Here is a 17,754-nt window from a genome sequence, read left to right on the forward strand (position 1 = left end):
AAATAGCTATGTCATAATTAGGCAGTTTCGCTTACAAAGTAACGAAACATTCAAATCCAACCTATTTTAAGGGATTTTTTACAATGAACAAAAAAGTACTGATGATTGCTGGTTTAGCAATGACTGCCCTACTAGGTGGTTGCGCGAACACTACTGCTCTGGAAGAAAGCGTTGCAACTCTGGGCAACAAAGTTGATCAATTGTCAGCTGATGTTGGTTCTCTGAAATCAGAGCAAAGCAAACTGTCTGCAGACGTTAAAGATGCAAAAGCAGCATCTATGGACGCACAAGCAGAAGCTAAACGCGCAAACGACCGTTTAGACAACGTTGCTTCTCGTTACAAGAAGTAATGAAAGGTAATTTAGCTTACTATTTAGTAAGTTAAGACAAAAGGCTTAAGAAAGATGAAAGCGATAAGCACATCAATCTAAGCCTTTTTTTATACCTGCAATTCAAGATTGCCATGCAAAGAATAGCGAATGCGGCAATACAAAATCGCTAAATTGATTTTAAACTTCCAAAGGCATGTTAAAGGCGATTCGCCTACCTCCCCCCTAAAAGTTAGCCTTGGCATACTTCTGTATAAACGAGTGCTATCCCTCTTTTAAATAAAGTCGCGTTATTAATCTAAACTTCTCGTTTACGTTTTTAAGCATCCCTAACAATCAGCCTCATTTATCATAAAAAATGTATTTATGGGAAATGAAAGCTATTAATTTAAAGCACAGCTATAGATAAAAAAATCGAGGCTATATGGGGAAACAAAGGCAATAAGAAGGTTGTATTTGTCACTGAACAAATAGGCCTAAAGTTAAAAACAATAACACCTTCAGCCTATCCAACATAAAAATAACATAAAAACGTCAAACAGAATCATAGACTTGAGTAATATAGCCTTTTAAAACATCAAAAAACCATCTAACTAAGCCTATGAATTGTCTTAAAATTAACCGCATCGACTGCAAGTTTTAACCTATAGCGATTCACTCACGCGTTTATGTGCTAAGACTAATACATAATCAATTTCTAGCGACTCAAAATGATTAGCTTGAATATCGTGTTTCATCTTGTCAGTTGCACGCCACGCATAGGGTGCCATATCCAATAACGTTAATGCCTGCTCACCGGTAACAGATAAGGTGAAGCGCAGTGACTGAGTTTCTTTTACCAATAATGCTGAAGGTAAATTCACTTGGAAAGGTTTTTCAGCCAAGTCGGAATAAATATATTCTCTGAGTTGCCATAGATGTCGTGGCCCAGGCATAACCAGTAACATGGTCCCATCGTCTTTCAATACCCTGACAGACTCTTTTCCCTTTAACGGCCTATCAATAACAGTAATAAAATCCACACAATTATCGGCGAAGGGTAATTTTTTAGAAGAGCTTAAACACAAGATCCCAGGAGTCTGCGCTTTTGCTGCAGCAAAAATAGCATTTTCTGCGTCCGCTATACCTACGTACTGGACGTTTCGCGGATTTTCGACCTCTGCCAACTTGGAAGCTAAAGCACGCAAATAGAAGCCCTCAGCGCATTCATAATCCAATAAACAAGCGTCAGGCTTGATAGAGCCCGTGATTAACTCAGCCAGTTTATCGATTAAAGGCGAAAAGATGCCTGATTCGAGAAGAAAACGCTTAGCCCTAACTTGCTCGCGCGAATCCCCTGTCGGCTTTTGGCGTTGTGGTTTAGTAAAAAACCAATACCCTTGCTCATTCCGATCAAAGTGATGCTTATTTGCACAATAAAAACCTTGTGAGGCTTTGTGTTGTTTTAACGCAAGTCCGCAGGTTGGACACTGATATTCGAGACCCATATAAAGCTCCAAAAATAAGTTAAGCTTCAGAAAAATGAGGAAGCTCCAAAAACAAAAATCGGGTACTTGACCCGATTCTATTATTCATAATTTCACTATGATGACTAAGCTGGAATGACTACAAAAAAATAAATCCACACAGCACAGCACCCAGTGCCAAACGGTAAATAACAAACGGGGTCATTCCCATGCGGCTGATGATTTTCAAGAAATAATGAATACATGCATAAGCTGCAACAAAGGAAATTAAAGTGCCTAAGATCAATGCTTGATAATCAATTGGCAGCTCGCTTTCCGCCAAATCTTTACCCACTAAAATTGCCGCGCCTAAGCTCACAGGCACTGACATTAAGAATGAAAAGCGAGCCGCAGCATCTCGACTCAAACCTAGCATTAGCGCCGCGGTCATAGTGGCACCAGAACGTGAAGTTCCAGGGATTAAAGCAAGCGCCTGGGCGAAACCAATTAACAAGGCTTTGCGCCATCCAGTCTGATAGATTGTTAAATCGCGGCGCGACATCTTATCAGCCCACCACAGCAATAAACCAAAAACGACTGTCGTGACCGCGATAACCTCTGTATTACGTAGGTGAGTTGCAATAAAATCCTTAGCCATAAAACCAAAAAATACAGCGGGTAACGTCGCCAGAATAATCCACCATGCCAGCTTGCTGTCTTCGGATTGCTGACCTTTAAAAATGCTTGCAACCCAAGCATTAAACATAGCCCATAACTCGTGTCTAAAATAAATCACTACAGCAAATAACGACCCAGTATTCACCGCCACGTCGAATGACAAACCTTGATCTTCCCAGCCTAAAAGCTGAGCAGGCAGAATTAAGTGGGCAGAACTAGAAATAGGTAAAAACTCAGTTAGCCCTTGAATAAGCGCTAAAATAATGACCTGAAACGTATCCATGACAATCCTATCAATAAATTAAAACGTCAGCCCTTGGGGCCATTCAAACATCACAGGCCAAAGTCGCTGTGACTCTTTATCATACTCTTGCCACAAACTGGCATAGCTTTTATCAACCAACGGATGAATCAATTCCGGCGCTAACTCGGCTAATGGCCATAACACAAAGGCATTATTAACTATCTCTGCACGGGGGAGCGTAACGGGCGTTTCACATACCACATGGTCATAAAGCAGCAGGTCTAAATCTAAAGTTCTTGGGCTAAATTTCTTCGCCCCGACAAGCCGGCCGTGATTCTGCTCGATTTGCTTAAACTGCGCAACTACCGCAGCAATATTAAGGTCAGTTTCAGCACTAGCAACCATATTCAAAAAGTTAGTGCCACTAAAACCTACCGCTTCACTTTCATACATGGATGAGAGGCGCAGCGGCCCAAAACACGCTCGCAGCGATGTTAATCCTGCTTGCAGATGCTGTTCAGGCTCGATATTGCTACCTAGACTGATATAAATACGTGCCATGCAATGTCCGATTTATCTGAAGATAAACATGATTTCTTAATCAACAGTCGAGTTGATCAAACTCTTATCTAACGTGAGCGCTCTATCTCAACGCCAACCGATGCGGCAGTGGCTACTGCCCCCGGCTTCATCACGACAACTTTCACCCAAGTCACGTTAAATTCTTGAAGTAAGCAATCCGCTACACGCTCGGCAACCGTTTCGATTAACTCGATTGGATGCTCAGTAATAAGTTCTGTTAATCGATTGGAAACTGTCTCATAGCAAAGCGCATATTGATAATCGTCTGTCGCGGCGGCAGGTTTGTTATCCCACGCCATATCTAAATCTAGCAACAGGCTCTGATGGATTGTCTTTTCCCACTCATAGACACCAATCACAGTATCAACGCGTAATTGCCGTATAAGTACTTTATCCATGCTTTCTCCAACTAACTTACTACTATGAGGTCTGATAAGCTAAAAGCGATCCTAGCTGTATAATCCGCAATCTTCTGACAGATAACTAATTTGCTTTCTACTCGAGCCAATCCACAGTAGGATAACGCCCTAAAAGGATTTGCTCATTCAGAAAATATCTCAACCTCAAATGGGTGAGTTATTCCACAAACCTATAGCGGGATTGACAACTGAGTCAGCTTTTTAAATTGTTGCGCGATAATACCTTAAGACGCGTAAGGAAACCAATGTGAGTCCATTAACACTGACACTTTTGATGATTTTGGCCGCCTATTTGGCAGGTTCAATCTCGAGTGCTGTGCTGGTTTGTAGAATGAGGGGTTTACCCGATCCAAGATTACAGGGTTCAGGTAATCCGGGAGCCACCAATGTACTGCGAATTGGCGGCGCGAGTTCGGCTGCCATGGTGTTGTTTTTCGACATGCTCAAAGGCGCCCTGCCATCTTATTTAGCCTATCTGATGGGCATAGATGCAGTCTCACTCGGACTTATCGCTATCGCCGCCTGCCTTGGGCATATTTATCCCGTATTTTTTGGATTTAAGGGGGGGAAAGGTGTCGCAACAGCTTTTGGTGCTATGGCTCCCATTGGCGATGATTTAGCCATTTGCTTAATGGCATCTTGGATTGTTCTACTCTTAATTAGCCGCTACTCGTCCCTTGCAGCCATTCTGACGGCATTGCTTGCACCACTTTATACTTGGTGGTTAGACGACAGATTTACCATTCCCGTTGCCATGCTATCGACGCTTATCATTATTCGTCATAAAGACAATATCCAACGGCTACTTAAAGGTGAAGAGTCCAAAGTTTCACGTAAAAAAACACCTAAAAAATCTTAATGTGACAACATTATCCTAATAAAAAACTGCGCTATAAGCGCAGTTTTTTTGTCTCAACATAACCTATCAACATCAAAGGCGTTTTATGCCACAGGTGGCAAGGTATCTAACGGCCATCTTGGCTGACCTTTTACCGCCAAATCTTCGTGCTGCCCCGCTTTTAAACGCTGCAATCCTGCAAAGGCAATCATAGCGCCGTTATCGGTACAAAACTCACCACGGGGATAAAACACTTGTCCACCAAGCGAGCTCATCATTTCGGCCAAGGTTTCTCTTAAGCGCGTATTCGCACTCACGCCACCGGCGATCACTAAGCGGTTATAGCCTGTTTGCTTCAGTGCACGGCGACATTTAATCGCTAGCGTATCAACCACAGCTTCTTCAAAAGCACGCGCAATATTGGCACGAGTCTGTTCATCGTCAGGTTCGGCAGCAATGGTATTAGCGGTAAAGGTTTTTAGACCCGAAAAGCTAAAATCGAGTCCAGGTCTATCGGTCATAGGCCGCGGAAACTTATACCCTGCAGGTAAACCTTTAGCAGCAAGCTTTGCTAAACGCGGACCGCCGGGATAATCCAGCCCCATTAACTTCGCTGTTTTATCAAACGCTTCACCCGCAGCATCATCAACAGACTCGCCTAATACTTCATAACAGCCAATTCCATCGACTTTAACCAACATAGAATGGCCACCAGAGACCAATAAGGCCACAAATGGGAACTCGGGCGCGTCATCTTCAAGCATAGGCGCCAGTAGATGTCCTTCCATATGATGCACACCAATAGCAGGCTTGTCCCAAGCAAACGCCAGTGACCGCCCCACACAGGCGCCAACAAGCAAAGCACCAATCAAACCTGGGCCCTTGGTATAGGCAATCCCATCGAGATCAACCATTTCAGTATTCGCATCTTTCAGCGCTTGACGAATAAGCGGCACAATTTTGCGTACATGGTCACGCGACGCCAACTCAGGCACCACACCACCATAGTCAGCATGCAGCTTAACCTGACTGTATAAAGTATGAGATAATAAGCCCAGTTCATCGTCATAGACGGCGATACCTGTCTCGTCACAGGATGTTTCAATACCTAAAACCCGCATGGTGTCTCATCAATTGCTAACTAAAGGGCGCCAATTCTACCTGCAAGCGCTCGATTACTCCAGTCGCGCAGACCATATTGAGCCCACTATAGGACTGAGCTCAGTTTTAGGGCTTTACAAGCCTAGGTGTCTCGGTATAAAATTCCGCACCATTTTAAATAGACTTGGTTCGAGCAATTGAACCAGAACAACCTACACCTAAGGGGTGATGGCGTATGCCAATTATTAAAGTACGTGAAAACGAACCATTCGACGTAGCTCTGCGTCGTTTCAAGCGCTCTTGTGAAAAAGCTGGTATTTTAGCCGACGTGCGTGCTCGTGAATTCTACGAGAAGCCAACTACTGCACGTAAGCGCGCAAAAGCAGCTGCAGTTAAACGTTTAGCTAAGAAGCTTTCTCGCGAAAACGCACGTCGCGTACGTTTATATTAATCTCATATGAGCCTAATTGATCAGCTAAAAGACCATATGAAACAGGCCATGATCGCCAAAGAGAAGGCGCGCTTGAGCACTATTCGTATGGCATTAGCCGCCATCAAACAGATTGAAGTGGATACCCGCGAATCTCTGACTGATGAACAGGTTATAGCGGTCTTAACCAAAATGGTGAAACAACGTCGTGACTCGATTGCTCAATTTGAAGCAGCGGGTCGTAACGAGTTGGCCGACGTGGAAGCAGCAGAGATTCAAGTTATTGAAGCTTTCCTGCCTACCCCTCTTACAGAGGCGGAAATCGCGGCGCTCATCGATGCAACTATTGTAGAAGTAGGTGCATCCGCCATGGCGGATATGGGCAAAGTAATGGGAGCATTGAAATCTAAAGTGCAAGGACGTGCAGACATGGGCGCTATTGGCGCTATGATCCGTGCTAAATTGCAATAATTAGCGTTTCACTGTATGAACAAGCCGTGCCTATGCGCGGCTTGTTTGTTTAAATTCGCGCAAGGCGGGATTTTAAGCACTCAATGGCAATACCTCGTGATTTTATCAATGAGCTAATCGCTCGCACTGACATAGTCGAACTTATCGATCGTAAAGTGCCCTTGAAAAAGGCGGGTAAGAACTACTCGGCCTGTTGTCCTTTTCATAGCGAAAAATCACCTTCGTTTACCGTCAGCCGTGATAAACAGTTCTATCATTGCTTTGGCTGCGGTGCTCACGGCAACGCCATCGATTTTGTGATGGAGTATGACCGACTCGATTTTATTGATGCCATTGAAGATTTGGCGGGCCAGCTTGGATTAGAGGTTCCCAGAGAACAAGGCACAGGCAAGCGACATGATGACGGTTTAAGTCGTGACTTATATCAACTCATGGAAGAAGCGAGCCTTTACTTTCAAAACCAACTTAGACAACACCAAGATAAACAAAAAGTTATCGATTATCTTGCCTATCGCGGTTTATCCGATGATGTAGTAGAACATTTTGGTATTGGCTTTGCGCCAGACGGTTGGGATGGCTTATTGGGCCGCTATCGTCAGAATCAAGATGCACAGGATAAGTTACTGACTGCAGGTATGTTAATTAGCAACGACAGTGGGAAACGTTACGACAGATTTCGTGACCGCCTCATGTTTCCTATCCGCGACAGGCGCGGACGAGTCATTGGTTTTGGTGGCAGAGTTTTAGGTGATGGCACACCCAAATACTTGAATTCTCCAGAAACGCCCATATTTCATAAGGGCAATGAGCTTTATGGTCTCTATGAACTAAAGCAGCGCTATCGCGATCCAGACAAAGTACTGATCGTTGAAGGCTATATGGATGTGGTGGCATTAGCGCAATTTGGCGTCGATTACGCTGTCGCATCATTAGGCACCTCGACCACAGCAGAGCAATTTCAGCTTTTGCTGCGCAGCGCTAAAGAAGTGATTTGCTGTTACGACGGCGACAGGGCAGGTACTGAAGCGGCATGGCGCGCCTTAGAAACAGCATTGCCATTATTAAAGCCGGGCGATCAAGTGCGATTTATGTTCCTGCCTCAGGCCGAAGATCCTGATTCTATGGTACGTAAAATTGGTAAAGATGCATTTGAAACCTTAATGGACTCTGCCATTGCACTACCCGAGTTTCTGTTTGATACGTTAGCGACAAAATACGGTACAGATAAAGGCAACTTAGCGAAACAAGCTTTTATCTTAATTGAAAAAATTCAAGACACTGTGCTGCAAAATTTACTACTTGAGAACTTAGCTCACAAGTTAGGAATGAACAGCTCTGAAGATATGAAAAAGAAGCTAGGCTTTAGCGTGAAACAAGCTAAACCAATGGCAAGTAAAGGATTAAAAGGACGCGGTACACCATTGCGACTCGCCATCGCACTGCTAGTACAACATCCTAAACTGGGTATGGGTTTACCCCCACAACCCGCACTCGCCCACTTGCAGATGCCAGGCATAGAATTGCTGCCACTGTTATTGGAGATGACTCGAGAGCAAACGTTAAACAGCGCACAACTACTTGAACAATTCCGAGAGCACCCTTACAGCGGCACTCTCCATAAATTGGCCCAATGGGACCATCAAGTGGCGGATGAAAACTTGCTCGAAAAGTTTAAACAAACCCTGGTTTGGTTGAACAATCAATATATTGAACAACGATATCAGGAATTGAGTCTAAAACAGACTCATACAAAAGAAGAGAAGATGCAGCTCTCGAAGCTGATCTCAGTCATGAAAGGGTTAAACTGAGGCAAAAATGTCCTCATTCGCTACCCCAGTGACTAGCACAGATATGTGCACACGGCTATAATTGACGATTTGCGCGGCACTTGGCTTATGCTAAGTGTCCGTCGTTGTAACAGTTTCCCAACTTGGATGATATCTATGGATCATACTCCGCAGTCGCAACTTAAGCTGTTGCTTGCCAAAGGTAAAGAGCAAGGTTACTTAACCTATGCAGAAGTGAACGATCACTTACCTGCAGACATGGTCGATTCTGACCAGATCGAAGATATTATCCAGATGATAAATGACATGGGTATCCGGGTGTTCGAAGAAGCCCCCGATGCCGATGACATGATGATGTCGGAAGACAACACAGACGAAGATGCAGCAGAAGAAGCCGCCGCAGCACTGGCAACAGTAGAAAGCGAACTTGGCCGCACAACCGATCCCGTACGCATGTACATGCGTGAAATGGGTACCGTTGAGCTTCTGACCCGCGAAGGCGAAATTGTTATCGCCAAACGCATCGAAGAAGGCATCAACACAGTTCAAAGTTCAGTCGCCGAATATCCACAAGCGATCGCTATGATCCTTGAGCAATTCGACCAATTTGAAGCCGACGAACTGCGCTTATCTGATATTATCTCTGGATTTGTAAACCCGGACGAAGATGACGTCGCCCCGACGGCCACTCACATCGGCTCAGAATTATCTGAAGAAGAGCTGGACGATGAAGATGACGAAGAGGATGACGATGACAGCGAAGATGAAGAAGAAGGCAACAAAGGGCCTGATCCTGAAGAAGCTCGTGAAAGGTTCGGTCAACTTAGAGCCGCTTACGAAAGCGCACTGAAAATTATCGAAGCTAAGGGCCGTGAACACCCTGAATCGGTAAAAGCCCTCTTCGAAATCGGCGAAATCTTCAAAGAATTCCGCTTAGTACCTAAGCAGTTTGACCGTTTAGTCAAAAGCATGCGCACTATGATGGACCGCGTGCGTGTTCAAGAACGTTTAGTGTTAAAACTGTGCGTTGAACAAGCCAAAATGCCGAAGAAAAACTTCGTCAAATTCTTCACTGGCAACGAAACCAACCTTGATTGGTTCAACACAGAGAAAGCCTCAACGAAACCTTATGCCGAAGGCCTAAGAATGGTTGAAGATGACGTCATTCGTTGTCGTACCAAGCTTGCAGCAGTTGAAGAAGAAACCGGCTTAGCGATTTCTGCCATAAAAGACATCAACCGTCGTATGTCAATCGGTGAAGCCAAAGCTCGCCGTGCGAAGAAAGAAATGGTTGAAGCCAACTTACGTCTGGTAATTTCTATCGCGAAGAAATACACCAACCGTGGTCTGCAATTCTTGGACTTAATCCAAGAAGGTAACATTGGCTTAATGAAAGCCGTAGATAAATTCGAATACCGTCGTGGTTATAAATTTTCGACCTATGCAACTTGGTGGATCCGTCAGGCGATTACCCGTTCTATCGCCGACCAAGCGCGTACTATTCGAATTCCAGTACACATGATCGAAACGATCAACAAGCTGAACCGTATCTCTCGCCAAATGCTACAGGAAATGGGCCGCGAGCCTTCACCTGAAGAACTGGCTGAGCGTATGATGATGCCGGAAGATAAGATCCGTAAGGTACTGAAAATAGCTAAAGAACCTATCTCCATGGAAACCCCAATCGGTGACGATGAAGATTCGCATTTAGGTGATTTTATCGAGGATACAACCCTCGAATTACCACTGGATTCTGCGACCAGCGAAAGCTTGAAAAACGCCACTCACGAAGTGTTAGCAGGTCTAACCGCCCGTGAAGCGAAAGTGCTGCGTATGCGTTTTGGTATCGATATGAACACTGACCACACACTTGAAGAAGTGGGTAAACAGTTCGACGTGACCCGTGAACGTATTCGTCAGATTGAAGCTAAGGCACTGCGCAAACTGCGTCACCCTTCACGCTCAGAAATCTTAAAATCATTCCTAGATGAATAGGCCGTTATAAACCTAAAGTCATCTAAGTAAGATCTGAAGCCCTGCCCATGCAGGGCTTTTTATTACCTTTTCAACACCAATATCTGCATAAGCACGGCATAGAAGCATTAAATTTAAGCGACGATAGCGTTTAAGTTGATTAACAGATAAGCAATTGAATCAGTTGCGTGAATTTCCAGCCAAAACACGGGTGACAAGCGTAACTAAGCTTAGTATACTTCCTCCCGCTTCAGGTAATGACGATTACCTTAAGTCGGCCCCTTAGCTCAGTTGGTTAGAGCACACGACTCATAATCGTTAGGTCCACGGTTCAAGTCCGTGAGGGGCCACCAATTCTGATAAGGCGTAGCAGGTTAGTAACTGCTACGCCTTTTTCATATCTAGGCATTACAGTTGCTGTAATGGGTGACGTAGTGTTTAAACTCGCATTAGAAAAAATCAATACGCAACATCTTCAAGTAACAACTGACTTGTAAAAAATACCCTACAGAAGGAAATACAAATGAAGAAAATCCCCTTACTAATGCTATCTCTTGGTGCATTGATCATGTCTGGTTGTACTGTACGTGTGGCAGATTTAACAGTTGGAAGTACTAAAAACTTTGACTTAAATTCGGGCCAGCTAGTAAAAGGTGAAAGAGTTACCGCAGAAGACTCATATCCTGTGTTCATTTTCCCGTTTGGTATTCCAAATGTTAAGACTGCAATGGACAAAGCTATTGAAACCAACAAGTGCGCAGTTGGACTATCAGATCTAGTGGTCACACAGCTTAACCATTCATTTTTAATCGGTTCGATTGGTTTTAGAGTTGAGGGTGACCTCATTATTGATAAGAGCCGTCAAGGCTGTGAAACTGCAATCTAAATTGCACGAAGCCCAAGATTTATCTTGGGCTTACTAAACTTTACGAGTTAAACCGCGCCATAAGTGTGAAGTAGTTTCACTATCAAATCATCTTTACGCTCTTTAGCTAAATCTAACGATGTTTTACCATCTGCATTTTTATGATTAACATCGGCACCATCCAAAATTAGTTGTCTGACTGCCGCATAATCTCCATTCCAAACGGCACTGTGCAGTTCATCCTTATTAATAATCACTTGAGACTTAGGTTCCTTCTCTGTCACAGCAACACTGCTTAGCTGGCTCAATGCTGGATCGGTGTTTTCTGCAATTTGTGCGACTAGTGAAAGTAAGCAAAAAATAACCAAACCTTGCATAAAGATGCCAATAGCAAGTAAATAACTCGAGTTATATAGAGTTAAGATAGAAACGGCGGCAATAGCGCTAATAATCGCGTAAAACCATGCAAGAAAACGAGCAAGTGAGATCATAAGTTGGGCATTCCTTTGTCTTTGATAGGATTAAATTTTACCCTCAACTTAACAAGGTTCAGACCTAATAACTACACTAACGAGTCAGAAAACAGAGCAATAACTCAAGCCAATACTTTTACCACGTTTTAAAACACCATTTCCCCTTCCATGAATGGCGCTCTAACGTGTGTAATATGTCCCTCCTAACGTGTCACAAAACTGGTGCCAAGTTCTAGGCCTCTAACGTGTGCGATAAGTTTTATCCTCCCCGTGACTTCCAAATAATACCTTTTTGACCATGGAAAAATCTTGCCACCTTTTTTATGAGTAAGAAAACGTCACGGCGGTTTTTTGGAGTATTTCAAAAAGAGTAAAACCTTGCCGCTTTTTTATGAGTGAGAAAACCCCTCACTATTCGAGCATAACTTTAAAATTATCGGGCTACTGAGTGCCGAAAAACCATTGCATACGGCTAGACCACATTAAGGCAATTGCGAGGGGGGGCCCCTGTCTGAAAAATTAGAAAAATTGAAAACCTGTTATCATCACCACCAGCAATGATAAGACTCACCATCATTAACCAACTCTAGCAATTAACAATAACATCCTGAATTTATGTGATTTATCTAGAATTTTTAATTTTCCTAAAATTTCTAATATTCTGATTTCCCCTACCCCACCCGATAAAAACTAATGGAGGATGGCGGGCTGTTAATATTACTTGTTTGGTTTTATGTTCAATGCTTTAGGGCTTCATGCACTAAACCATAGTATTATTTTTTCCATCTCCAATTTTTCAAAAAAGTCCCATGCACTCATCCATCACTTGGATTTCGGCTTTATCTTTCAGCATGCTTTGCATCGCACTTGATTTGTGCAAATTGTTTTCATTGTAAATTCTGGTAGCTATGTCTCTATAAACCTTTGGCATGTCGCTATACATTTTTAGGGTTTCATCAAGACTTTCACCAAGTTGATGCCCTATCACCATATTGCCAGCTAATTTAGCTCTTAGTGTGCATCTTTCGATCTTTTCGTTATCAGTTTCAGATTGAACGAATGACACGCATATGGCTGTTGTTAATGATGTCGCTATCATTAACGATGCTATAAGTAGTTTTTTCACGTTATTCTCCAATAAAATTTAAATTAGCTTCACTATAATTCACGCTCTTAAGCGCCTCTAGCAGGCAATAAAATGCCCCCAATTAAGGAGGCTTAACATTCAAATTTTATAGCTGACTGGTGATAATAATTTCAGCCGTTTTGATGCAGCGGGATCACCTGCTAGCCTCTTTGTATGTTCCCATCGATAGCCAGCTTGGTATTCACCGCCTATGTGCTTCTCCAACACCTTTCTAACTTTAGGTCTTGGGGCAGCAATCGCCTTAGCGACTGTCTCAATGATATCGGTTTTTAAGGTAATTCCCTCGGCTATGGTATCGGTAATTGCGGTAATGATCTCAATGTTATCCTGCCTAGACTGCTCAACATCAGCTACCTGCAATATTTTCTGAGCGTCTAACTCGCCCCGTACCTCAACCGTTGCCATTAAGTCTTTATAACTCATACCTTGCTTGCTGCGATAATACACATTCAGCTTTTGCGCCACGTCCCCACGTTGCTTATTGTTCTCAAAGGTCACTAACTTTTCAGAACCATTAAGCGAGGGCGAAACAGACACATCCATAATGTATGAGCAATCACAGTCCTCTAATAAATCAGACGTACCAGCAAACACCCGCTTACCTTCACCGTCACGATTTTTATTAGTGTGAGCAAGCATGATCACCGAACCACCTTTAGATGAAAATGAGCGCATCATAGTGCCGAACATTGTTGAGGCTTGTTTGTTCATAATGTCGGTAAACTTCTTTACAGTATCGAGGATTACCACTTTGCCAGCACAATCATCAGCGTTCACTAGATAACTGATAACTCCTTCAAAGGTAGCCACTGTAAACCCCTTAAAATTAGGCGATAGCATTTTAAAACCGTATTCCTCCGCAAGTTTTAGCTTAGTTACAAGACCTTTACCGCCGTCATCGGCATTTATGAAGTAAACATTTTCGGCGTCAACATCACCAGCTTTGATTGAATTAATTAGCATTTTTAAAATTATCAAGGTTTTCCCCGTATTAGGGGCCGCATAAAATACGGTCATCTGGCCAGCAATAGCCAAATCTTTAAGTATGTAAGTATCTGATTTCATTTTTTCCGCCATCGCTTCAGACTGACCATTTAAGGCAAAGTCATCAAAGCTCATTGAAAATGGTTTACTGCCTTTCCCGCTTTCATTGGCTTTAGGTCTTATCGGCTGACTAATAACCTTCAAGCGTTCAGCTTTTGAAATATCAGCACAATCCGTACCCATTAGGCCACCTCCCGCACTGCTGGTGGCATTATGTATACGCCATTTACCGCTAAGGCAGCCTTGATCGCTTCACGCTCGCCCGTTCCGCTCTCGTCATTATCGGCAATAATCACAATGTCAGCCTTTGGCCTACTTTTCCGCACAGCTAAAGCAACATTAATCAAATTACCAGCACTGAAGGCACACAATACCAACGCATTGGGTACGCATTCCGCCACCGATGCACAAGTGGCAAAACCTTCACCTATGTATATCTGATTACTGTCTTTACCTGATAACGGATAAAAGCCGCCTTTTAGCTTTGTGCCAGACAAAATGCGCTTTTCTCCGTGAGGCTTTATAAACTGCAAACCCGATAACTTAGGGTTAAATATTGGCACCACCAGCGAACCAATATCCATCTTGTGATCACCATATAAGTGAAGCGTGTTTGCTAGCTCAAACGTATTAAATGGCTGCACCTGTTTTGCCTGTAGATAACTATTGCTGGCGAGGGCAGGCTTACAGGTTTTAAGTGTACAGAGCGCCCTTGTAGCGGCTTTGGCTTGTTTAGCGGCAAGCTTTACCGGCTCTTGTACCTTTGCTTGTTCAGCCTTGTGCCTGCTTCGCTCAATGGCTGCTGTATCGACAGATTGACCAACGGACACCCCAACATAAGGCGCGACCATTAAAGCCGCTTCTCGTGCGTTTACGCTATGCACTTTAGCTACCAGCGATAAGCCATCACCACTACCACAGCCTCGGCAAACATAAGTACCCCGACCTTCTAAATCATCAAAGGTAAAACGGTCTTTACCTCCGCAAGCTGGGCAAGGCTGTGACTTCTTATAAGCAATATCACCACAGAGGTGATTGAGTATGCCAAGCCAGTTCCCGCTAGCTAAAGTGGTGACGTCACGAATTAAATGATCATTCATGGTCAACCTCCCTTAATTGCCAGTGGTATGGTTTGCTAGTTCCGTCCAATGGCAACTTCTCAATTCTGTAACCCGCCCTAGCGAGCCGTTTTGATAGTTTTTTGCTAATGTCGTGAGCGTTAGAAACACGCAAGCGTTCATTAATTTGATGAGTATTGAGTAAAGGCTCTTGATAAAGCAGCCATAACAAGCGATGACTACAGCTACCGCAGCCAAAGGAAACAAGCAGTAGCCGCGCGGGTAGCTCTTTCCCCCTGATTGGGCTAAGATTCTTGCTGATAGCTTTAGATAAGGCTTTCTGACGGGCAGCTTCAATCTTGGCGGGTTGGCTGCCTGTTTTTTTTTGCTTGTAATTATTCATGGGTGTCAGCCTCCATGCTTTCAAGCCATTGTTGATATTGTTCAGGCAGCCATCCTTTTGCAATACCTCCTTTCATTAGCGGTCTCGGAAATGATCGATCTTTAGCCCACCATTTCCATAAAGTCTTGCGGTTCTTGCCTGTAAGTACTTCCATTTGCTTATAGCTGATAAGCGGTTGTAGCTGATTAGTTTGTGTCATGTGTTGAACCTCATTGTTACTTAAAAAGACAACTTAAGAATGAGGCATTTTTGAGATATAAAAAAAAGGGAGTTACTAACTCCCTACTTTTTTGGGCGTCCACGCTGACCTTTTCGTGGGTTCAAATCGGATATGTATTGGTTTATTGTCACTGGAGCAAGGTTCATTTGACCAGCCACCAATTCGGATACATTTTTCAAAGTGAAGTGAGGGGATTTTTTCCATAATCGTTTAGCTAACGCTCTAGCTTTCGTCCGCGATGGAGTAGTTCTTTTTTCAGAATGCTGAACAGATGCCAGCCTTTCAGTTAAAATTTTTTCAATTAATACAAAGCTTTGCTTGTAGCAATAAGAGTACATCCCTTCAAGACCGCACGCTCTTGCCAATAATGCTGCGGCAAGTAGCGAATTATGAATCTCCAGTAGTTTAGGATCTTTTACGATTCCTTTGAACATATCACTGAGCACAGTCAGACGCTTCCCATCTTGGTAATGTAAAACGCTGTCATTTGCCTTTTCCAACATTTCGCGATTAACTACCCCTATGTTATCGGGAATATTTGAGTCATCAATCAAGTTCAATTCATCAATCTGCTCTCGAAGTGAATTTAATACTTCTTGAATATCTTCTGTAGATGAAAACCCATCAGAGCCAGCATTAATTATTCTCTTATTTGGCATGACATGACCTCAAATTAACAACATTACCCAGCTCAACCTCATTTAACTTTGCTTCCCATGCTTCAAGGGCTATGCGCTTTTCGGGCAAATAACTGTAACGGTCATAATGCTTGCTAGATACGTCATTAAGGGCATGGTTTTGTAACCTGTCTCTAATGTCCTTAGAAATGCCTAATGCTCCCATAAGCGTTTTACAGGTGCGCCTAATGTCACGAGCGACAAAGTGCTTCGCGTCTGGTCTAGCTTCCCGATAACGGCAAAGGCTTTGTGATAAGGAATCAAGCCGCATGTGCTGGCTATGGTCGAATTTATGCGGAAAAATGAAGGGGTTTAATGGATCTCTTTCAGCATAAAGCTGTTCAAGGATTGTTATTGCAGACTCAACCAAAGGTAACAGGTGTGCACGTTTGTTTTTTGAAACATCAGCAATAATTTCAAGGGTCGCTTCATTCCAGTTAATTGCATCCCATCGGCTAGCGGCTAGCTCGTAGGGACGTTGCCCACCAGTATAAAAACAAAGCTGTATTAACTTTGCCACGTGAAAACCCATCCTAAAGCCTTCGCGGGTTTCAAGCACTGCCAATAACTCTCGCGTTTCATCAAAGGTAAGATAATTTTCACCAACGCTTTCGGCGGCCGTCTGCTTTGGTATTGCGAGTACAGGATTAAAGCCAATGCCAAATAACACATCGCAGCCCATTTTGGCAGGGTCGTTATCATGCTTAAGACCATAGTTAAAAGCGGCACTAAGGTATGAGCGAATACGGTTACTTTGAACTGCTGCCCCTCTGCGAATAATCCGCCCTAGAATCAACTTAATGTCACCGACGCTGACGTCCTTAGCCTTAGTTTCAGGCTTTACTATTGGGTAAACTTCCGCTTCAAGTGCATGTAACACGGCTTTAAAGGTTCGTTTGCCGTCAACCTTCATTTGCTGGGTATAACCTTCAAATAGCTGGCCTAGGCTACCTTTCTTTGCTTCGACTTGCTGAGCGGCCTTTTCTTTTGCTTGCTCCTTTTCAATTTCAATTTTTGGATCAAGCCCCTGCTTTAACATCCCCGCTAGCGGCTGAGAAACTTCTCGCGCTTGTGCAAGCGTCATTGAGGGGTAACGGCCCAATTGAACATATTGCCGCTTACTGTCAATTTGATATTTGAACGAAAAGACTTTGGCACCTGAAGGGTAAACAGCAATGACTAAACGACCAGCGCCACGCTCGCGGGATGAGTCGATTAATTCATACTTATTGTCTTTGGGTTTTGCTCCTTTGACTTCGCGTTCCGTGAGGGCTTTTGTTGTCATGGCATGGCCTTGAGTTAAAGCATTGCCATAGCCTAGTGTTACAGTTGCTGTAACGGGTGACGTAGTGGCAAGACTGAGTGAGATATAACAGAACAATACAAGACCACCAGCAACATAGTAAAGCATTAATCTTACTAAGTTTTATGTCTCATTAGATTATTTTATTGTCTCATTGAATCTTGCCATTTTTATGACTCATAATCGTTAGGTCCACGGTTCAAGTCCGTGAGGGGCCACCACCCGATTCAACAAAAAAGCCCATTGATTCAATGGGCTTTTTTGTA

Annotated in this window: 20 protein-coding genes and 1 tRNA gene; 8 read left to right on the forward strand and 13 right to left on the reverse strand. The window is 43.5% G+C overall.

Translation table 11 applies throughout. The features are described 5' to 3' along the window. The first annotated feature begins 83 nt into the window (after positions 1-83). The gene (locus tag CKQ84_RS01805) at positions 84-350 is read left to right on the forward strand and encodes an Lpp/OprI family alanine-zipper lipoprotein (protein ID WP_006080732.1); all 267 of its coding nucleotides are present in this window, start codon (positions 84-86) and stop codon (positions 348-350) included. A 623-nt stretch (positions 351-973) separates the two neighbouring features. Here the strand turns inward: CKQ84_RS01805 and CKQ84_RS01810 are convergent. The 4 genes from CKQ84_RS01810 to folB all read right to left on the reverse strand — a co-directional run bounded on the left by CKQ84_RS01810 (position 974) and on the right by folB (position 3,676). After that, the gene (locus CKQ84_RS01810) at positions 974-1,816 is read right to left on the reverse strand and encodes a putative RNA methyltransferase (protein WP_105249886.1); all 843 of its coding nucleotides are present in this window, start codon (positions 1,814-1,816) and stop codon (positions 974-976) included. A gap of 118 nt (positions 1,817-1,934) precedes the next feature. Beyond that, positions 1,935-2,735: an undecaprenyl-diphosphate phosphatase gene (locus tag CKQ84_RS01815; RefSeq protein ID WP_105249887.1), complete on the reverse strand. Its 801-nt coding sequence runs from the start codon at positions 2,733-2,735 to the stop codon at positions 1,935-1,937. 18 nt (positions 2,736-2,753) lie between these two features. Continuing rightward, positions 2,754-3,257: a 2-amino-4-hydroxy-6-hydroxymethyldihydropteridine diphosphokinase gene (folK, locus tag CKQ84_RS01820; RefSeq protein WP_105249888.1), complete on the reverse strand. Its 504-nt coding sequence runs from the start codon at positions 3,255-3,257 to the stop codon at positions 2,754-2,756. Between the two features lie 68 nt (positions 3,258-3,325). After that, positions 3,326-3,676: a dihydroneopterin aldolase gene (folB, locus tag CKQ84_RS01825; protein WP_105249889.1), complete on the reverse strand. Its 351-nt coding sequence runs from the start codon at positions 3,674-3,676 to the stop codon at positions 3,326-3,328. A gap of 268 nt (positions 3,677-3,944) precedes the next feature. Between folB and plsY the strand changes: the two genes are divergently transcribed. Next, positions 3,945-4,556 (forward strand): glycerol-3-phosphate 1-O-acyltransferase PlsY, encoded by a 612-nt coding sequence (gene plsY, locus CKQ84_RS01830; RefSeq protein ID WP_028760867.1) that lies wholly within the window; start codon positions 3,945-3,947, stop codon positions 4,554-4,556. A gap of 83 nt (positions 4,557-4,639) precedes the next feature. On the opposite strand, the gene tsaD is transcribed toward plsY, so the two are convergent. Then, on the reverse strand, positions 4,640-5,656 hold the full coding sequence (gene tsaD, locus CKQ84_RS01835) for a tRNA (adenosine(37)-N6)-threonylcarbamoyltransferase complex transferase subunit TsaD (protein ID WP_105249890.1): 1,017 nt from the start codon (positions 5,654-5,656) through the stop codon (positions 4,640-4,642). A gap of 215 nt (positions 5,657-5,871) precedes the next feature. Between tsaD and rpsU the strand changes: the two genes are divergently transcribed. The 6 genes from rpsU (at position 5,872) to CKQ84_RS01865 (ending at position 11,184) form a co-directional block, all read left to right on the forward strand. Next, on the forward strand, positions 5,872-6,087 hold the full coding sequence (rpsU, locus tag CKQ84_RS01840) for a 30S ribosomal protein S21 (protein WP_006080725.1): 216 nt from the start codon (positions 5,872-5,874) through the stop codon (positions 6,085-6,087). A gap of 6 nt (positions 6,088-6,093) precedes the next feature. Further along, positions 6,094-6,537, forward strand: a complete 444-nt coding sequence (locus CKQ84_RS01845) for a GatB/YqeY domain-containing protein (RefSeq protein WP_028760869.1) — start codon at positions 6,094-6,096, stop codon at positions 6,535-6,537. Between the two features lie 83 nt (positions 6,538-6,620). Continuing rightward, on the forward strand, positions 6,621-8,345 hold the full coding sequence (gene dnaG / locus CKQ84_RS01850; RefSeq protein ID WP_105249891.1) for a DNA primase: 1,725 nt from the start codon (positions 6,621-6,623) through the stop codon (positions 8,343-8,345). Between the two features lie 135 nt (positions 8,346-8,480). After that, complete coding sequence (gene rpoD / locus CKQ84_RS01855) at positions 8,481-10,319, forward strand: RNA polymerase sigma factor RpoD (protein WP_105249892.1); 1,839 nt, start codon at positions 8,481-8,483, stop codon at positions 10,317-10,319. A 255-nt stretch (positions 10,320-10,574) separates the two neighbouring features. Then, positions 10,575-10,651, forward strand: a tRNA-Ile gene (locus CKQ84_RS01860). Positions 10,652-10,821: 170 nt separating this feature from the next. Continuing rightward, entirely contained in the window at positions 10,822-11,184 is a 363-nt protein-coding gene (locus CKQ84_RS01865; RefSeq protein WP_105249893.1) for a hypothetical protein, read from the forward strand. 47 nt (positions 11,185-11,231) lie between these two features. On the opposite strand, the gene CKQ84_RS01870 is transcribed toward CKQ84_RS01865, so the two are convergent. From CKQ84_RS01870 to CKQ84_RS01905, 8 genes are all read right to left on the reverse strand, one after another. Continuing rightward, positions 11,232-11,654: an ankyrin repeat domain-containing protein gene (locus CKQ84_RS01870; RefSeq protein ID WP_105249894.1), complete on the reverse strand. Its 423-nt coding sequence runs from the start codon at positions 11,652-11,654 to the stop codon at positions 11,232-11,234. A gap of 778 nt (positions 11,655-12,432) precedes the next feature. Beyond that, positions 12,433-12,762 carry a hypothetical protein gene (locus CKQ84_RS01875; RefSeq protein WP_105249895.1) on the reverse strand — a complete coding sequence of 110 codons (330 nt, stop codon included), beginning with the start codon at positions 12,760-12,762 and terminating at the stop codon, positions 12,433-12,435. 99 nt (positions 12,763-12,861) lie between these two features. After that, entirely contained in the window at positions 12,862-14,010 is a 1,149-nt protein-coding gene (locus tag CKQ84_RS01880; protein ID WP_105249896.1) for an AAA family ATPase, read from the reverse strand. Then, positions 14,010-14,927 (reverse strand): primase-helicase zinc-binding domain-containing protein, encoded by a 918-nt coding sequence (locus CKQ84_RS01885; protein WP_105249897.1) that lies wholly within the window; start codon positions 14,925-14,927, stop codon positions 14,010-14,012. Before CKQ84_RS01885 ends, CKQ84_RS01880 begins: the two co-directional genes overlap by 1 nt. Then, entirely contained in the window at positions 14,920-15,288 is a 369-nt protein-coding gene (locus tag CKQ84_RS01890; RefSeq protein ID WP_105249898.1) for a hypothetical protein, read from the reverse strand. The genes CKQ84_RS01885 and CKQ84_RS01890 overlap by 8 nt, the downstream gene beginning before the upstream one ends. After that, the gene (locus CKQ84_RS01895) at positions 15,281-15,487 is read right to left on the reverse strand and encodes an AlpA family transcriptional regulator (protein WP_216822572.1); all 207 of its coding nucleotides are present in this window, start codon (positions 15,485-15,487) and stop codon (positions 15,281-15,283) included. The genes CKQ84_RS01890 and CKQ84_RS01895 overlap by 8 nt, the downstream gene beginning before the upstream one ends. An 83-nt stretch (positions 15,488-15,570) precedes the next feature. Continuing rightward, on the reverse strand, positions 15,571-16,167 hold the full coding sequence (locus tag CKQ84_RS01900) for a hypothetical protein (protein ID WP_105249899.1): 597 nt from the start codon (positions 16,165-16,167) through the stop codon (positions 15,571-15,573). Then, positions 16,157-17,596: a site-specific integrase gene (locus CKQ84_RS01905; RefSeq protein ID WP_216822573.1), complete on the reverse strand. Its 1,440-nt coding sequence runs from the start codon at positions 17,594-17,596 to the stop codon at positions 16,157-16,159. The genes CKQ84_RS01900 and CKQ84_RS01905 overlap by 11 nt, the downstream gene beginning before the upstream one ends. Between the last annotated feature and the right edge of the window lie 158 nt (positions 17,597-17,754).

It is taken from the genome of Shewanella sp. WE21 (assembly GCF_002966515.1).
Classification (GTDB): domain Bacteria; phylum Pseudomonadota; class Gammaproteobacteria; order Enterobacterales; family Shewanellaceae; genus Shewanella; species Shewanella oncorhynchi.